At 63.4% G+C, this 14,240-nt stretch carries 17 protein-coding genes; 9 read left to right on the top strand and 8 right to left on the bottom strand.

Going from position 1 to position 14,240, the window contains the following annotated elements; all coding sequences use genetic code 11:
* Positions 1–57 precede the first annotated feature (57 nt).
* Positions 58–696, top strand: a complete 639-nt coding sequence (locus EN869_RS02815; protein ID WP_127228582.1) for a TetR/AcrR family transcriptional regulator — start codon at positions 58–60, stop codon at positions 694–696.
* A gap of 19 nt (positions 697–715) precedes the next feature.
* Here the strand turns inward: EN869_RS02815 and EN869_RS02810 are convergent, their stop codons facing one another.
* Genes EN869_RS02810 through EN869_RS02800 form a run of 3 tightly spaced genes read right to left on the bottom strand, consistent with a single transcriptional unit; the run spans position 716 to position 2,490 of the window.
* Entirely contained in the window at positions 716–1,588 is an 873-nt protein-coding gene (locus EN869_RS02810) for an alpha/beta fold hydrolase (RefSeq protein ID WP_127228583.1), read from the bottom strand.
* A 42-nt stretch (positions 1,589–1,630) separates the two neighbouring features.
* A complete protein-coding gene (locus tag EN869_RS02805) occupies positions 1,631–2,158 on the bottom strand; it encodes an SRPBCC domain-containing protein (protein WP_127228584.1) in 528 nt (175 codons plus the stop codon).
* Positions 2,155–2,490, bottom strand: a complete 336-nt coding sequence (locus EN869_RS02800; protein WP_127228585.1) for a metalloregulator ArsR/SmtB family transcription factor — start codon at positions 2,488–2,490, stop codon at positions 2,155–2,157. Before EN869_RS02800 ends, EN869_RS02805 begins: the two co-directional genes overlap by 4 nt.
* Positions 2,491–2,758: 268 nt before the next feature.
* On the opposite strand from EN869_RS02800, the gene EN869_RS02795 reads away from it, so the two are divergent.
* From EN869_RS02795 to EN869_RS02775, 4 genes are all read left to right on the top strand, one after another.
* Positions 2,759–4,915, top strand: coding sequence for a penicillin-binding protein 1A (locus tag EN869_RS02795; protein WP_127228586.1), 2,157 nt, complete (start codon positions 2,759–2,761; stop codon positions 4,913–4,915).
* Positions 4,916–5,090: 175 nt separating this feature from the next.
* A complete protein-coding gene (locus tag EN869_RS02790) occupies positions 5,091–5,675 on the top strand; it encodes a DUF1214 domain-containing protein (protein ID WP_127228587.1) in 585 nt (194 codons plus the stop codon).
* Positions 5,668–6,216, top strand: a complete 549-nt coding sequence (locus EN869_RS02785; RefSeq protein WP_127228588.1) for a DUF1254 domain-containing protein — start codon at positions 5,668–5,670, stop codon at positions 6,214–6,216. The genes EN869_RS02790 and EN869_RS02785 overlap by 8 nt, the downstream gene beginning before the upstream one ends.
* A 435-nt stretch (positions 6,217–6,651) precedes the next feature.
* Positions 6,652–7,656 carry a DUF2336 domain-containing protein gene (locus tag EN869_RS02775; RefSeq protein WP_127228589.1) on the top strand — a complete coding sequence of 335 codons (1,005 nt, stop codon included), beginning with the start codon at positions 6,652–6,654 and terminating at the stop codon, positions 7,654–7,656.
* A gap of 5 nt (positions 7,657–7,661) precedes the next feature.
* Here the strand turns inward: EN869_RS02775 and EN869_RS02770 are convergent, their stop codons facing one another.
* A complete protein-coding gene (locus EN869_RS02770; protein WP_127228590.1) occupies positions 7,662–8,009 on the bottom strand; it encodes a DUF1491 family protein in 348 nt (115 codons plus the stop codon).
* A 141-nt stretch (positions 8,010–8,150) separates the two neighbouring features.
* Between EN869_RS02770 and EN869_RS02765 the strand changes: the two genes are divergently transcribed.
* Both EN869_RS02765 and EN869_RS02760 read left to right on the top strand, forming a co-directional pair.
* On the top strand, positions 8,151–8,411 hold the full coding sequence (locus EN869_RS02765) for a type II toxin-antitoxin system ParD family antitoxin (RefSeq protein ID WP_189341256.1): 261 nt from the start codon (positions 8,151–8,153) through the stop codon (positions 8,409–8,411).
* Positions 8,404–8,694, top strand: coding sequence for a type II toxin-antitoxin system RelE/ParE family toxin (locus tag EN869_RS02760; protein WP_127228592.1), 291 nt, complete (start codon positions 8,404–8,406; stop codon positions 8,692–8,694). The genes EN869_RS02765 and EN869_RS02760 overlap by 8 nt, the downstream gene beginning before the upstream one ends.
* Positions 8,695–8,714: 20 nt before the next feature.
* On the opposite strand, the gene EN869_RS02755 is transcribed toward EN869_RS02760, so the two are convergent.
* Positions 8,715–9,494, bottom strand: coding sequence for a peptidoglycan-binding protein (locus tag EN869_RS02755; protein WP_127228593.1), 780 nt, complete (start codon positions 9,492–9,494; stop codon positions 8,715–8,717).
* A complete protein-coding gene (locus tag EN869_RS02750) occupies positions 9,469–11,205 on the bottom strand; it encodes a PAS domain-containing sensor histidine kinase (RefSeq protein WP_127228594.1) in 1,737 nt (578 codons plus the stop codon). The genes EN869_RS02755 and EN869_RS02750 overlap by 26 nt, the downstream gene beginning before the upstream one ends.
* Positions 11,206–11,749: 544 nt before the next feature.
* On the opposite strand from EN869_RS02750, the gene EN869_RS02745 reads away from it, so the two are divergent.
* Entirely contained in the window at positions 11,750–12,142 is a 393-nt protein-coding gene (locus EN869_RS02745; RefSeq protein WP_127228595.1) for a DUF5330 domain-containing protein, read from the top strand.
* Positions 12,143–12,394: 252 nt separating this feature from the next.
* A complete protein-coding gene (locus tag EN869_RS02740) occupies positions 12,395–12,823 on the top strand; it encodes a SufE family protein (protein WP_127228700.1) in 429 nt (142 codons plus the stop codon).
* A gap of 173 nt (positions 12,824–12,996) precedes the next feature.
* Here EN869_RS02740 and EN869_RS02735 read toward each other — a convergent pair whose 3' ends face one another.
* A complete protein-coding gene (locus EN869_RS02735; RefSeq protein WP_027164827.1) occupies positions 12,997–13,422 on the bottom strand; it encodes a MucR family transcriptional regulator in 426 nt (141 codons plus the stop codon).
* A gap of 415 nt (positions 13,423–13,837) precedes the next feature.
* The gene (locus EN869_RS02730; RefSeq protein WP_245512363.1) at positions 13,838–14,188 is read right to left on the bottom strand and encodes an SH3 domain-containing protein; all 351 of its coding nucleotides are present in this window, start codon (positions 14,186–14,188) and stop codon (positions 13,838–13,840) included.
* Between the last annotated feature and the right edge of the window lie 52 nt (positions 14,189–14,240).

Raw genomic sequence — 14,240 nt, 5'->3', positions numbered from 1 at the left:
CTAGACACTTATGTCCAGAGCTTGCGCGCGGCTCCGCGCCGTGCCACTTGTTCGGTCATGACCATGACCGCTCCCCAAGCCGAGTCGGTACCCGGCAACATCAAGGTGACGCGCCAGGACTGGATCAAGCTCGCGCTCGAAACCCTGATTTCCGACGGCATCGAGAGCGTGCGCGTGCTCGCGCTCGGACAGAAGCTCGGCGTGTCGCGCTCGAGCTTCTATTGGTATTTCGAAAGCCGGCAGGATCTGCTCGACCAGTTGCTGAAGCATTGGTATGAGACCAACACCAGGGCGATCGTCGAGCGCGCCCGGCGCCCGGCCGCATCCATCATCATGGGCGTGCTGAACGTGTTCGAATGCTGGGCCGACGAGCGCCTGTTCGATCCCAGGCTCGATTTCGCGGTCCGCGAGTGGGCACGCCGTTCCAGCGACGTGCGGCGCATGATCGACCGGGCGGACGACGATCGGCTTCTCGCCATCCGCGACATGTATAAGCGGCACGGCTATGATGCAGAGGACGCCTTCATCCGAGCCCGCGTGCTCTATTACATGCAGATCGGGTATTACGTGCTCGACCTCAAGGAACCGGTCGAAGCGCGCGTCAGCCACCTCGCCGCCTATCTGCGCGCCTTCACCGGGCTGGAGCCGAGCGAGGCGGACGTAGCGCATTTCATGCGCTTCATCGCGGCAAGGTGATCAAAAGGCCGCGTCGCTGCTATGGCCCGTAAAAGAAGTCCACCAGCACGGGCACGTGCGGGCCGGGCTTCAGCATGTGGTTCTGGCCAGCCAGCGTCAGGTAGCGGGCGTTCGGCAGAGCATCGGCCAAAGCCTTGTTGCCGTGACGCATCCAAAGCGGACTCCTGCCGCCGTCCGTCACCAATATCGGCACCATCATCGAGGCCCACCGGCCGGGGACCAGCGGCTTGCCGCCCTGATCGTCGGCCACGATGGCACCATCGTAAGGCAGCGTATGCGCCACAGCCTTGAGCTTGGACCAGATCGGCGTCAGCCGCATGAGGAAGACAAGCGGGCGAGGCATGCCGACCGACTTGAGGAAGATGGTCAGCGCGTCGCCGCGACGCCCGGCGGCCACGACTTTCCGGATGGCGGCCCAGTCGGCCTCGGTGGTCGGGCGGCTGTCATCGACGATCAGAGGCGCCTCGTAGAGCGCAAGCTTCCTGACACCTGGGAAACGTTCCGCTGCCATCAGCGCCAGCATGGCGCCCGACGAGGTGCCCCAGACGAAGGCCTCTCCGCCCGCCGCATTGAGCACGGCCTCGATGTCATCGACTTCGCGCTCGACCGCGTAAGGCACGGCATCTCCGCTCTCGCCCCGGCCGCGGCGGTCGTAGCTGAACACGGTGAAGTGCGCTGCCAGCGCCGCGGCAAGCGGGCGGCTCGGACCCATGCCGCGGGAACAGAGCGCGCCATCGACGAGAATGAGCGGATGGCCTTTTCCCTGACGTTCGTAGGCGATCGGCGTGCCGTCGGCCGAAATCGCCGTTTGAGTTCCTGGCGCGTCGGCAGAGAGTGCGCGGCCTGCCGTCGGCGCGTCACGGTCCCGCGATGTTTGCACGGCCTGTTGCATGGGGCACTCCACAATTTGTCTCGACGGAACTTTGGTCAGTTGTCATTCAGGCGGAGGCCCAGCCGCGTCCTGCAGCGAGGCCAGCCGACTGATCTCGCGCTCAAGCCTGTCGAAGCTTTGCATCCAACCGCCGCGCACACCCAGCCCCAGCAGCCGCTCCCGGTCGGCGGCTCTTGCAAACATCACCTCGAATCGGACATGGGTTCTCGCGCCGTCGGCCTCGAATGTGACCTGGTGCAGGCTTTGTCCCGGCGGGTTGCCGGCCCATTCCCGCAATTCAGGATCCGGTTCGTCGGTGTAGCTGAGCCGCCGGTTCGCCACCACGTCGACATATTCGCCCTCATTGCGATAGAGCGCGCCGCTGGCGGTGCGCATATCGATGCGCCATCTGCCGCCGACCCGCACATCGAGCGCGCAATACGCGATGGTGCAGTCCTTGATGCCCCACCATTGCGCGACAGACAGCGGCTCGGTCCACAGCCTGAACACGCGCTCCACCGGCGCGGCGAATGTCCGCTCGATCGTGAAGCTGCGTTGAGCTTCGGACGCGACAGGCTGTCTTGAGCTCATTCGCCCACCCCTTCCGCCCGCTCGCGCCTCAGAAGATCCTCCATGCGATCGAGCCGTTCCTCCCAGAGCCTGCGGTAGTCGGCGAGCCAGCCGTCAATGTCGCGCAAAGGCTTGATCTCGATCCGGCTCAGGCGCTTCTGCGCCGCGCGGCTGCGGGTGACCAGGCCGGCCTGCTCCAGCACACCCACGTGCTTGGAAACTGCCCGCACGGTGAGTGCGAAGGGCCGAGCCAGCTCGGCGACGGAAGCCTCCCCGTCGAGCAGACGGGCCAGGATCGCCCGGCGCGTAGGATCGGCAAGTGCGGCAAAAGTCTGATCGAGGGAAGCGGTCATTTGGAACCATTTGGTTCTGGAACTATCTAGTTCTATAACGGCCGCCCGCTGACGTCAACCACCAACGTCCGCTCGCGAGCGCGATATCTCAGAAGCCTGCGTAAGCGGCCCGCGAAGCGGGCCACCCGGCCTCAGCGTTCAACAAAGCTTGTGTGTGGCTTCGCCGCCCTTGTGAGCGGTGCTAAAATGGTTGATTAGTCTGGCAGGGAGGGCGCCCTGGAACTGCCATCGGCTGTTTCGGGCGGAAGTGCCGGGGTGGAATTCTGGAATGGACAGTCCCTCTAAACCACGCAGGAGAAGAGGCCGGATCGCTTCGGCGCTGCTCGGCGTCGACGCGTGGCTCGATACCTCGCTCTACGAGATCGGTTTCAAGGCGCGCGAATTCTGGGAAGCGGCGACGATCTTTTCGCGCCGTTTCCGCGTGCATGGCTGGCGCCGCGTCATCATCGAAATACTGAGCGAAGGCTTCACCATGGGCGCCGGCGGCTTCGTGGTGCTGCTCGCGCTCGCCATGCCGGCCTTCGACATCACCACCGGCGACTGGCGCAACCAGGGCGACTTCGCCGTCACCTTCCTCGACCGCTACGGTAACGAGATCGGCCAGCGCGGCATCATCCAGCGCGATTCCGTGCCGGTCGACGAGATGCCCGACATCGTCATCAAGTCGGTGCTGGCGACCGAGGACCGGCGCTTCTTCGAGCACTACGGCATCGACATACTCGGCCTGTCGCGCGCGATCTTCGAAAATGTCCGCGCCAATTCGGTGGTACAGGGCGGATCGAGCCTCACCCAACAGCTCGCCAAGAACCTTTTCCTGTCGAACGAGCGCACCTTCGAGCGCAAGATCAAGGAAGCCTTCCTCTCGCTTTGGCTGGAAGCCAATCTCTCCAAGAAGGAAATCCTGCAGCTCTATCTCGACCGCGCCTATATGGGCGGCGGCACGTTCGGCATCGAGGCGGCGGCGGATTTCTATTTCGGCAAGAGCGTCAAGGATTTAAATCTGGCCGAGGCGGCGATGCTGGCCGGCCTGTTCAAGGCGCCTACCAAATACGCCCCGCACATCAACCTGCCGGCGGCGCGCGCGCGCGCCAATGTCGTTTTGTCGAACCTCGTCGACGCCGGCTTCATGACCGAAGGCCAGGTGCTGCAGGCGCGACTGCATCCGGCTGACGTCGTCGACCGCGGCGAGCAGAAGAGCCCCGACTACTTCCTCGACTGGGCCTTCGACGAGGTGAAGAAGATCGCCAAGCCCGGCCAGCACTCGCTGGTCGCCCACACCACTTTCGACGCCAACATCCAGAAGGCGGCCGAGGAGTCGGTCGAGTTTCACCTTCGTCAGTTCGGCAAGGAATACAACGTCACCGAAGGCGCCGTCGTGGTGATCGAGACCAATGGCGCGGTGCGCGCCATCGTCGGCGGCCGCGACTATGGCGCCAGCCAGTTCAACCGCGCCACCAAGGCGCTGCGCCAGGCCGGCTCATCGTTCAAGCCCTATGTCTATGCCACGGCCATGGAACATGGTTTCACGCCGAATTCGATCATTTCGGGCGGGCCGATCAGCTGGGGCAACTGGTCGCCGCACAATTACAACGGCGAATCCGCGGGCAAGCTGCCGCTGATCGTGGCGATGGCCAAATCGATCAACACGGTGCCGGTCAGGTTGGCGAAGGATTATCTCGGCATCGCGCCGATCAAGGCGACGGCGGAGTCGTTTGGCGTCGAGTCGCAACTGGAAGCGCACAAGACCATGGTGCTCGGCACATCCCTCATGACGGTGATGGACCAGGCAACCGGTTACAGCGTGTTCGCGCAGAACGGCTTTACCGGCAGCCGCCACGGCATAACGCAGCTCGTCACCCGCACGGGCGAAGTCGTCTATGACTGGACCAAGGACGCGCCGCCGCCGCATCGCGTCTTGTCCGAGCAGGCGCTGAAATCGATGAACACGATGCTTGCCGCCGTGCCGGTGATGGGCACGGCAAGGCGTGCTCAGATCCCCAACATCGTGGTCGCCGGCAAGACCGGCACGACGCAATCCTACCGTGACGCCTGGTTCGTTGGCTTCACAGGCAATTACACGGCCGCCGTCTGGCTCGGCAATGACGACTTCACGCCGACCAACAAGATGACCGGCGGTTCCCTGCCGGCGATGGTCTGGCAGCGGCTGATGGTCTACGCGCACCAGAATATCGACCTGAAGCCGATCCCCGGCATCGAGCACCCATTCGTCGATCCGGAGGTGGCGGCGAAGGCCGAGGAAGCGGCCAAGAAGGAAGCCGACACGGCAGCAGCCCAGGCCGAAGCAGAGCGCCCGCCGGTGCTGTCTGCCCGCACGACCCAGATGCTGCGGGACATGACCAGGGTGTTCGAGGCGGCGCCTGTCCTCGGAGCCCCAGCCTCGCCGGAAACGCTGTCGGCGCTTTAGAGCATGTCTGCCGAAAGTGGTAACCGGTTTCGGGACAAAGACATGCGCAAAACCAAAAGCGCAGAGCGAATCTGAAAAATTGCGAAGCGCTTTAGGACGGAGCTCGCGTGAAGCCGGCTTGCCACAGCACCCCGCGCCGCGATATCCCGGGCAACCTCCTCTGTTTGCGGCTCTCATGCTAAAGAACGCCATCCTGACGCTGCTTTCGCTTGCCATGGCCATCGGGCTTGGCGGCTACAGCGTCTGGTACGCGCTCAATACGCAGGACGGCGTCGGCGCGATCCGCATCGGCCGGTGGACCGCCTTCCCCGAAATGGGGACGTTGGCCGCCGACCCCTACTCCAAGGCCCGCGTGGCGCGCGAAGGTGTGCTGGCACTCGGCCAGGCCGAGGGACTTGCCTTCGTCGCCGAGCGCGACGATGCCGGCGAGCCCTTGAAGCGGGAATGCACCTATTCGATCGAAGGTGGCTATCCGGCCGCGAGGTTCTGGACGCTCTACGCCGCCGACCAGTCGCTTGGCGTGATCGACACCGGCAAGACGAGGCGGTCGGCGCTGCAGTCCTACGAGGTGCTGCGCCAGCCCGACAATTCCGTCGTCATCACCGTCGGCAATCGCCCGGCCCCCGGCAATTGGCTGCTCACCGGCGGCTCCGGCAAGATGTATTTCGTGCTGACCTTCTACGACACGCCGATCGCCTCGAGCACCGGCCTGTCCGACGTGACGCTGCCGCGCATTTTGAAGGCGGGTTGCAATGCGTAGGCTGCTGCATGCCCTGATCCTTGGCCTGCTCGGCGCCGGCATCGTGCACATCGTGGTGCTGTTCCTGGTGCCGGAATTCTCCGAACGCGATGCCTGGTCGCGGCTGGCGATGGCTTCCGACCTCTACAAGATGACACGGCTGGACGCCGAGGCCGGCGGCGCGCCGGTGGTGAAATCGGTCGATCCACTCTTCTATGCCGCCGCTTGCCGCTTCGACCTCGCCGACGGGCTGGTGCGGATCAAGGCGCCGGGCGACGTGCCGTTCTGGTCGGCCTCGGTCTATGACCGCAACGGCCACAACATCTATTCCTTCAACGACCACAACGCCAATGGCGAGAAGCTCGACACGGTGGTGCTGACGCCGGCGCAGATGATCGATGTGCGGCGCGACCTTCCGGAGGATTTGCAGGGCGCGATCTTCGTCGAGGCGCCGATCGAGGAAGGCATTTTCGTCGTCCGCGCCTTCGTGCCGGACGAGAGCTGGAAGCCGATCGTGTCACGCTTCCTCGAGCAGAGCGCCTGCGAATTGCAAGACTATTAGAGCATTGCCGGGAACGGTTAGGCCTGGCGACTTCCGGAAATTTACGTCAACGACCTATCAGTGATGCGGCGTCGAAGGTGGCGGCGAGCCGGGCTTGTCCGGACTGCCGGGCTGAGCCTCGCTGGCCTGCGGACGCAATTCGTAGCGGACGCCGGGGAAAATGATGACCGCCGCCGCCGTAGTGGTGTCGTGACTTGCTCGATTTACAGGTGCCGCTCGCGGCACAAAAGACAGGACCATGCCCATGGTTCGCGCATTCCTCTCGGTTTGACCGGAGCACAACGCAACGCCTCCAAAGTTGATTAAGGGGCTTAGAGGGTTAACGGAGCGCTAACGGATCGCGGCTAATTTGATGTTTGTTTTTCCTGGAGTTGCGAAACCGGCCCTGTCGGATTGCGCGGTTCGGGACTGTGTCGAGTGTCGGGCGTATCCTCCGTGTCATCTTCGGATTTCAGGCAAATCGCTATCCGGACCGAAGCGGGAAAAGCCGAAAGGCTGTTCCGCGCCGCCGTGTCGGCCTTCTGCTCGCTGACGCGTCCCTCGCGCCGCGAGATTGCCCAGCTCGAGGATCTGACGCTGCCGCTGTTCGACGAGGTCTCGGTCGAGTCGCGCCGCTATGTCGCCGCCGCGCTCTCCGAATGCGAATATGCGCCGACCGCCCTGGTCAGACGGCTGGCCGAAGAGCCGGTCGAGATCGCAGCACCGCTGCTTACCCGCTCCAACGCGCTGAACGACATCGACCTGATCGCGCTGATCGGCCGGCACGGGCTGCCGCATGCGCGCGCCATTGCGCGCCGCAAGGAGCTCAACTCGACGATCGCCGACCTGATCCGCGCGCTGGAAAGGCCGACGCTGGTCAAGACGCGGCCGCCGGAAACGGTCACCGAGCTGGCGCCGAGACCCGAGCCGGCAGCCAAGGCGGACACCGGTCATCCGACGCCTGGCGAAGCCGCGGAGAACGCGCGGCGCCGCCTGCGTTCGATGATGCGACCGGCCGACGAAAGTGCCCATGTGAACGCCTTCCTCGGCCAACCGGCCTATGTGAAGCTGCGCGAGACGGCGCTGACCGGCAATGCGGCCTTCTTCCAGACCGCGCTTGCCGACGCGCTGGAGATCGACTTCGCGACGGCCCGCTCGGTGACCGGGCAATCAGGCTATGCCGCATTGCTTGCCGCGCTGCGCGCCCTCGACCTCAGCGAAGACAGGGCCTTCCTGATCGCGGTGGCGGTCTATCCCGGCGAGTTCCCGCATCCGCAGGCGATCCGGCTCTTTCTCGACCGCTACCGGCTCCTGCCCCGCGAAGCGGCGCTCGACAAGGTGCGCGCCTGGAAGACCGAGAGCCTTTCGCGGGCGATCCGTGGCAATTCGTCCGACACATCCAGCGCCGAGCACCAAGCGTCGAACAGCGACCAGGCGAGCTCTGGCCTCAAGGCATCCTGACGCGGTTATTCCGCCTTCACGGAAAGAAGCTCTTCGACCGGAACGGTCCCCGCTTCGATCTCGACGACCCAGATGTCGGGATCGAATTTCTTCTCCCGCTCCAGGCGCGCATCGAAGGCCGAACCATCGTCGCCGGCATCGAGCATGGTGAAGAAGCGCTCGTCAGGCTTGGCCGAATCGTAGCTCGTCTGCGACGCCGGCCCGTAGAGCGCCACCTCCCCCATCCGTCCGCGCGACAGCACGAAGACGGCGCCCGCCTCGGTGGCGCCGCGCTTGACGATCGCCGCAAAGCCGCCGGCGCCGAAGACACGACGCACAAGGGCCGAAACCCAGAGATCGGTGGTTACGCGCATGGGATGGTTCCGGATGACATGCAGCCTGTCTAGCGAGATTCAGCTATGCCCGCGAGAGGCTGGACATCGAAGAGATACGCTCTAACAAATCTTGTTAGGTTTTGTTAAGAGCGCTATAAAGGAATGATGAAAAGCCAAGCAATGCGCACGCTCACGATATCGCTCACGCCGAAACAGGCCGCCCGTTTGCAGGATGCGGTCGAGAGTGGCGACTATGCCTCGAACAGCGAAATCGTCAGAGAGGCCCTCAGGCTGTGGGAGCACCGCGAGGAGCTTCGCGTGCTAGAACTCGCACAATTGAAGCAGGCCTATGACGAAGGAATGGCGAGTGGCGAAGGCCATGAGATCGATCGCCGCGCCTTTCTGCGCGCTCTGAAAGCCGAGCGCGCGGAACGTGGCTAGCTATCGACTTACACCTCGCGCGGAACAAGATCTCAAGAACATTTGGCGCCATATTGCAGCTGACAGCGAAAGGGCGGCGGACAGCCTTTTAGGGCGCATTTTCGACAAGCTGGAACTCGCCTGCAATCATCCAAATATGGGGGTTGCTCGACCAGAGTTGAGCGCCACGGCACGTGTTCTCGTGGAGGGTCGATATATCGTTATCTACGAGCCAATGGACTACGGCATCCTGGCCGTGGCTGTTGTTCACGGGATGCGAGACCCCGAGCATTGGCTTGAATAAGCAGGTTCGGATGCCCCCGCTCAGTTGGTCAGGCCGATCTCGCGCATCTTGACGTAGACGGCCTCATCGGGCTCGCCGGTCTCAGGCAGGCCGAACAAGGCCTGGAATTCCTTGATCGCGGATTTGGTGCGGGCGCCGACTTTGCCGTCGAGCTGCATGTCATTGTTGCCGAAGGCCTTCAGGCCGGCCTGGATCTTGACGATGCGGGCATCGGGCGACTGCGTGCCGCCATCGGCCGGGGTCGACACCGGGATCACCGGCGGTTTGGCGGCGGCGACATCGGCCGGCCGCGGCATCGGATGCGGAATGGCAGCGGTCGTCTGGCGCGCGCCAAGCTGATCGAGCAGCGCGCCGTCAATCTCGCCCGACCCCGGCAGCCCGACTTTCAGCTGATAGGCCTGGATGGCCTTGCGGGTGGCCGGGCCTGTCAAGCCGTCAACCGTGCCGTCATAGAAGTTGAGATCCTTCAGGATGCCCTGCACCTGCTCGACGACCGGATCGGGCTTGGGCGTCTGCTGTGCCGGCGCCTGGCGCAGGATGTTGATGGTGGTTTCCGATTCGTTGGATAGGGTGTGCGGGAAATTCTCGATGCTTCGGGTGGCGAAGAAAGCGCCGGGATGCGGAAAGGGCTGATACCAGAGCGCGTTGGCCGAGACATAGAACAGCGTCACCAGGAAAGCGGTCGAACCGCCGACCAGAACCGGATTGCTTGCGATCATCTGGCCGACGGCAACGGCGCCCTCGGCAAGAACGCCGCGCTCGGGTTCGACGACCTTAGGCCGTTTTGCGGAGCGAGCCATTTCTCTCCCCATCTCTATCCCCCTTCGGCTTCACCGCCGGCATGGCCAGCACGCCCGAAGGCACACCGGAATGCCGCTTCGGCCCGTTCACCGGCAGGCCGATCGTCACCGTGGTGCCCTCGCCCGGCGCGCTCTCGATCGACATCGTGCCGTCGTGCAACGCCACCAAGCCCTTGACCAGCGACAGGCCGAGCCCGGTTCCCTCGAAGCGGCGCGTGTAGTCGTTCTGGATCTGCATGAACGGCTTGCCGAGATTGGCCATATCCTCCTCGGCAATGCCGATGCCGGTGTCGCTGACCCAGAAATGCAGGCGAGAGCCGACACGCTTGGCGCCGATCACCACACTGCCGCCATCGGGCGTGAACTTGACGGCGTTCGACGCCAGGTTGATCAGGATCTGCTGCACCGCGCGGCGGTCGGCATTGATCTCGCCCGCGTCCGGCGCGATCTGCGTGGCAAGAACTATGCTCTTGGCGTCGGCCAGCGGCCGCATCATCGAGCGGCACATGTCGACGGCCTCGACGAAGCGGAACGGCTCCAGCTCGGTCGCGTAGGCGCCCGCCTCGATGCGCGACACATCGAGGATCGAGGTGACGACGGACAGAAGGTGCTGGCCGGACTCCCTGATCAGGCCGACATATTCCTTCTGGCGCGGATCCTTGAAGGCGCCGAACATCTCATGCAGCAGCATGTCGGAAAAACCGATGATGGCGTTGAGCGGCGTGCGCAGCTCGTGGCTTACCACCGCCAGGAAGCGCCCCTTGGCCACCTCGGCGGCAGCAGTGGCTTCCCTCGCTTCCGCAAGCTCCTCGCGCAGCGCCGCGACGGCGTCGTTCTCGCGCAGGATCAGGGTGAAGAGGTCGCGGTCGGCTTCGCCGCGCATCAGCTCGAGGCTGAACGGACGGAAGTTGTCGGCAGCGCCGGAACCCTCGCGCGGCAGGCGGATGCGCAGCTCGAGCCCGCGCTTCGGCGCGTCCTCGCGCATGTCAGCCAAAGCGGTGAGATAGGCGACGCGATCGGAAAGATGGACGCGGTCGAACAAGCCCGTGCCGAGCAGGAGCTCCGGCGCCAATTTCAGGATCGAACGCGCCTTGGCGGACGCATCGACGACTTCGCCCTGGCGCCCGACGCGCAGCACGACGGCATCGATGACGTCTTCGAGACGATCGCCGGCGGGTTCCGCCGGCCGCAAACTGGCGGGGTTGGCGAAGGCGGCGGCGCGTGGCAACAGCGTCAGCGCCCAGGCGAGCGGCAGCAGCCAATGCCAGGTGGCGATTTCGCCAACCGGCAGGACATGGCCAGCAAAGGGCTGCAGCACGATGGCGGCAAGTGCCGCCAGCGCGCTCGACAACGCAGCGCGCCGCGATCCTGAGACCCACCAGGTTTCGACCGGCAAGGCGAGAGCAAGCAGCGCGACCGGCGAGGCCAGACCGCCCGCCGCGGCAATAGCGCCGGCAAGAGCAAGGCCGCCCAACACGACCGCCATGCGGCCGGCCGGAACCATACGGCCGGTGGCCGCGACCAGAAGCGCCGCAAACCAGCACAGGCCGAAAACGGCGAAGATCGCGGCGACAGTGACGGCCGCGCCGAGGCTTGAGGTGACCAGCGTGACCGCGGCGCCGGCAGCGAGGAAGGGCGCAGCGAGCATCACGCCGATGAAGCGGCGCTGGCGCAAGCGTTCGGCCTCACCCGTCACGGTCGGATGAACCATGCGTTCGCAGCCGGCGGCCACCGCGCCAGGCAATTGAACGTATCTGGCTGAAATAGAACTCAACGCACGCGTACCCGGTGGTAAAAAACGCCCTGCCTGGCAGGTGACTCAATCAATGACTTGAAACTCGCATCCAGCGTTTAAGGAATGGATAAGGCTGACGGAGCCGGCGGCCCGCCCCAGGGCAAATATTGTGATGCCGGCGCCGCAAAGCACGCCGAGTTGCCGCCATGGTAAACGGCGGGTTAGCCACGAGGCCTGTGCCAAAACGGGCCAGAACCTGATCCGGCTAATCGCCATAGAATGAAAAAACGTTCAATGACAATAGGATATATGGTTATCATAAAGTTAATGCAGTCGATGAGATTCGACACAAGTCGGCATCAAAACCAATCCTTTCGAATTTGCCTAAAATTTGAGGAAAATTCGCGGCTTCGCTGCAAGCCGTCTTTTGCGTGAGCATGCCATTATGGCGCCCATAAAAGAGGATGCATGATCCGTCACGGATGGATACACGATCCCTCCCGGATGAGAGGCAAGTAAGATGGGCTTTCTGATCAGAATGGCTTTCTGGTTTTCGCTGGTGCTGCTGGCGCTGCCGTTCGGCGTCGGCCCGGGCGAAGACGGCCAGCAGAGCGTCGGACCGATCCAGGCGTTGTTTGCGGCGCGCGAAGCGGTCGGCGACATCGCGGGGCTCTGCGAGCGCAAGCCTGACGTCTGCGAAACCGGCAAATCGGCCATGTACACCATCACCGTTCGCGCCAAGGAAACGGCCAAGATCGCCGCTGCCATGATAGACGACCAGCAGTCCGGGCAGGCAGCCGCGCCCGAGACGAAGGTCGCGGATGGCTCCGTCACGACCACCGGCAGCGTCGCCGAGGACATCGTGCTGCCCGCCAAGGTCAACATTCCGGTGATGCTGACCGTCAAGAACTGAGAGCTTTCCAGCCGTTCGCTCTGTCTTTTTGGCGCAATTCCGGAAGAAGGCTACGGCGAAGCCGCCGAGCCTAACCGCGTCACACTTTCCTGGAATTGGTCTTTCTTTGGTTTCTCGCGCAATTCCGGACGGAAAACCGCTTCGCACTTTTCCTGGAATTGCTCTAACGCCGCGGGCCGGTCCGACCTCTCGACGCCCGCGGCGACTTTCTTTTTCCGTGACGCGGCCGAGCCGGGTCACTATATGCGGACCATGACTACCCCGATCCAGACGATCCGCGACGACTTTTCCCTGCTCGACGAGTGGGAGGACCGCTATCGCTACGTGATCGAGCTCGGCGAAGGCCTGCCGCCTTTTCCTGAGGCGGAGCGCACGGCTGCCAACAAGGTGCCTGGATGCGTGAGCCAGGTTTGGCTCACCACAGAGCAGGGAGCGGGTGCCGATCCGGTGATCAGCTTCCAGGGCGATTCGGACGCCCATATCGTGCGCGGCCTCGTCGCCATCATGCTGGCGCTGTTTTCAGGCCGGCATGCAAGCGAAATCCAGAATACGGATGCCGAAGCGACGCTGAAGGAGCTCGGCCTGGACGAGCATCTGTCGCCGCAGCGCGCCAATGGCCTGCGCTCGATGGTCAAGCGCATCAAGCGCGACGCCGAAGCGGCGCTGAAACAGCCGGCCTAATCCGAGAGCCTTGCTGAAAGCAAAACGGCGCCCCACAGGGCGCCGTCGAACTGCTTGCCTAGTACGTTTCACCATTTCACGGAAACGGTGAAAACGCCCTATCTCCTTGTTTTACGCAATTCCGGACGGAAGACCGCTCACACTTTTCCTGGAATTGCTCTAGCTGAAGTCGATCAGCGGCCCTTGCGCTTGCGGCCCAGACCCATCTTCTTGGCGAGTTGCGAGCGGGCGGCCGCGTAATTGGGCGCGACCATCGGGTAGTTGGCGTCCAGGCCCCACTTCTCGCGGTATTCTTCCGGCGTGAGATTGTAGTGGGTCATCAGGTGACGCTTCAGCGACTTGAACTTCTTTCCGTCCTCGAGACAGACGATATAGTCGTCATGGACGGAGCGCTTCGGGTTGACGGCCGGCTTCTGCTTCTCGGCCGACGGCTGCTCCGGCGAGCCGCCGACCCGGCCCAGCGCGGCATGGACGTCGGCGATAAGGTTCGGCAGTTCCCCAACGGGCACCGGGTTGTTGCTGACATAAGCGGCGACGACATCGGCGGTCAGCTCGATCAGCGCATCACCGTTTTTGGAAGGTGTTTCGACGATTTCCATAGTTCTAAGGCCCCAACGAGAGTTGTTTCTAAAACTGCGCCCTTTTTCTAGGATCGGGCATCGCGCGAATTCCATGCAGGAAAGCCTGTGATTCGCGTCGCGTTATCTTAATGGCGCTGCATCGCAAGTAAGTCAATTCGCCTATTCACTTATATTCGCCGATATTCATCAAATATTGCCGATTCAGCTTCAAAAATTCGTGCGCCGTGTAACTTCGCGAGATTTTTCTGGCCAGACCAGCATGCCATGACGTGACGTCATGCATGTGTTAGACATCCGATCGCCGGCCGACACGGTGTCCAATTCTTGGCCAATGCTTGGAGGCCTGTTCCACCAGCGCGATGAATCCTGCGGCACAACGCAGCGCCAGGACACCGCCTCGCTGGCCGACCCGGCAAGGCGGATGACGGATCCCTCAGTAGGGCGCGATGTACTTGCCGTAGACCCAGCCGGTGACGAAATGGCCATTCCGCGCCGGGTCGTGCCAAACCTCGCACCAGCGATAACGGATCGCCCGGCGCTGCTTCCGGCTCGGTTGCCCGGCGATATCGAGCAGGTTTACGCCACCGGTGCAGCGGCCGGTCATCTGCAGCACGGTGCCGTTCGAATAGGCGGCCTCTTTCTGCGATGCGTTGGAAGGATATTTTCGCGCATTGAGCGTATCGCCGAACGGCACCCCGGCCACTTGCCAGGCGGCAAAGACGGTTGCATGAGACTGGCTGGAAAAAGCCGGAACCGACGCGGCGACGGCAACTGCCATGGCCATAAGAACACAGGATTTCATCTTTCCCCCTTCAGCCTGGCTTTTGAAGACCAAC

Origin of the sequence: Mesorhizobium sp. M2D.F.Ca.ET.226.01.1.1 (assembly GCF_004022705.2) — a bacterium.
Taxonomy (GTDB): domain Bacteria; phylum Pseudomonadota; class Alphaproteobacteria; order Rhizobiales; family Rhizobiaceae; genus Mesorhizobium.
The sequence above is the reverse complement of the archived record's forward strand: the minus strand, read 5'-3'. Positions and strand labels throughout refer to the sequence as shown.

What these genes read in the sequence shown, in the direction of transcription:
- EN869_RS02815 (WP_127228582.1), top strand. Translation starts at nt 58, where the DNA reads ATGACCATGACCGCTCCCCAAGCCGAGTCGGTACCCGGCAACATCAAG.
- EN869_RS02810 (WP_127228583.1), bottom strand. Translation starts at nt 1,588, where the DNA reads ATGCAACAGGCCGTGCAAACATCGCGGGACCGTGACGCGCCGACGGCA.
- EN869_RS02805 (WP_127228584.1), bottom strand. Translation starts at nt 2,158, where the DNA reads ATGAGCTCAAGACAGCCTGTCGCGTCCGAAGCTCAACGCAGCTTCACG.
- EN869_RS02800 (WP_127228585.1), bottom strand. Translation starts at nt 2,490, where the DNA reads ATGACCGCTTCCCTCGATCAGACTTTTGCCGCACTTGCCGATCCTACG.
- EN869_RS02795 (WP_127228586.1), top strand. Translation starts at nt 2,759, where the DNA reads ATGGACAGTCCCTCTAAACCACGCAGGAGAAGAGGCCGGATCGCTTCG.
- EN869_RS02790 (WP_127228587.1), top strand. Translation starts at nt 5,091, where the DNA reads ATGCTAAAGAACGCCATCCTGACGCTGCTTTCGCTTGCCATGGCCATC.
- EN869_RS02785 (WP_127228588.1), top strand. Translation starts at nt 5,668, where the DNA reads ATGCGTAGGCTGCTGCATGCCCTGATCCTTGGCCTGCTCGGCGCCGGC.
- EN869_RS02770 (WP_127228590.1), bottom strand. Translation starts at nt 8,009, where the DNA reads ATGCGCGTAACCACCGATCTCTGGGTTTCGGCCCTTGTGCGTCGTGTC.
- EN869_RS02765 (WP_189341256.1), top strand. Translation starts at nt 8,151, where the DNA reads ATGCGCACGCTCACGATATCGCTCACGCCGAAACAGGCCGCCCGTTTG.
- EN869_RS02755 (WP_127228593.1), bottom strand. Translation starts at nt 9,494, where the DNA reads ATGGCTCGCTCCGCAAAACGGCCTAAGGTCGTCGAACCCGAGCGCGGC.
- EN869_RS02750 (WP_127228594.1), bottom strand. Translation starts at nt 11,205, where the DNA reads ATGGTTCATCCGACCGTGACGGGTGAGGCCGAACGCTTGCGCCAGCGC.
- EN869_RS02745 (WP_127228595.1), top strand. Translation starts at nt 11,750, where the DNA reads ATGGGCTTTCTGATCAGAATGGCTTTCTGGTTTTCGCTGGTGCTGCTG.
- EN869_RS02740 (WP_127228700.1), top strand. Translation starts at nt 12,395, where the DNA reads ATGACTACCCCGATCCAGACGATCCGCGACGACTTTTCCCTGCTCGAC.
- EN869_RS02735 (WP_027164827.1), bottom strand. Translation starts at nt 13,422, where the DNA reads ATGGAAATCGTCGAAACACCTTCCAAAAACGGTGATGCGCTGATCGAG.
- EN869_RS02730 (WP_245512363.1), bottom strand. Translation starts at nt 14,188, where the DNA reads ATGGCCATGGCAGTTGCCGTCGCCGCGTCGGTTCCGGCTTTTTCCAGC.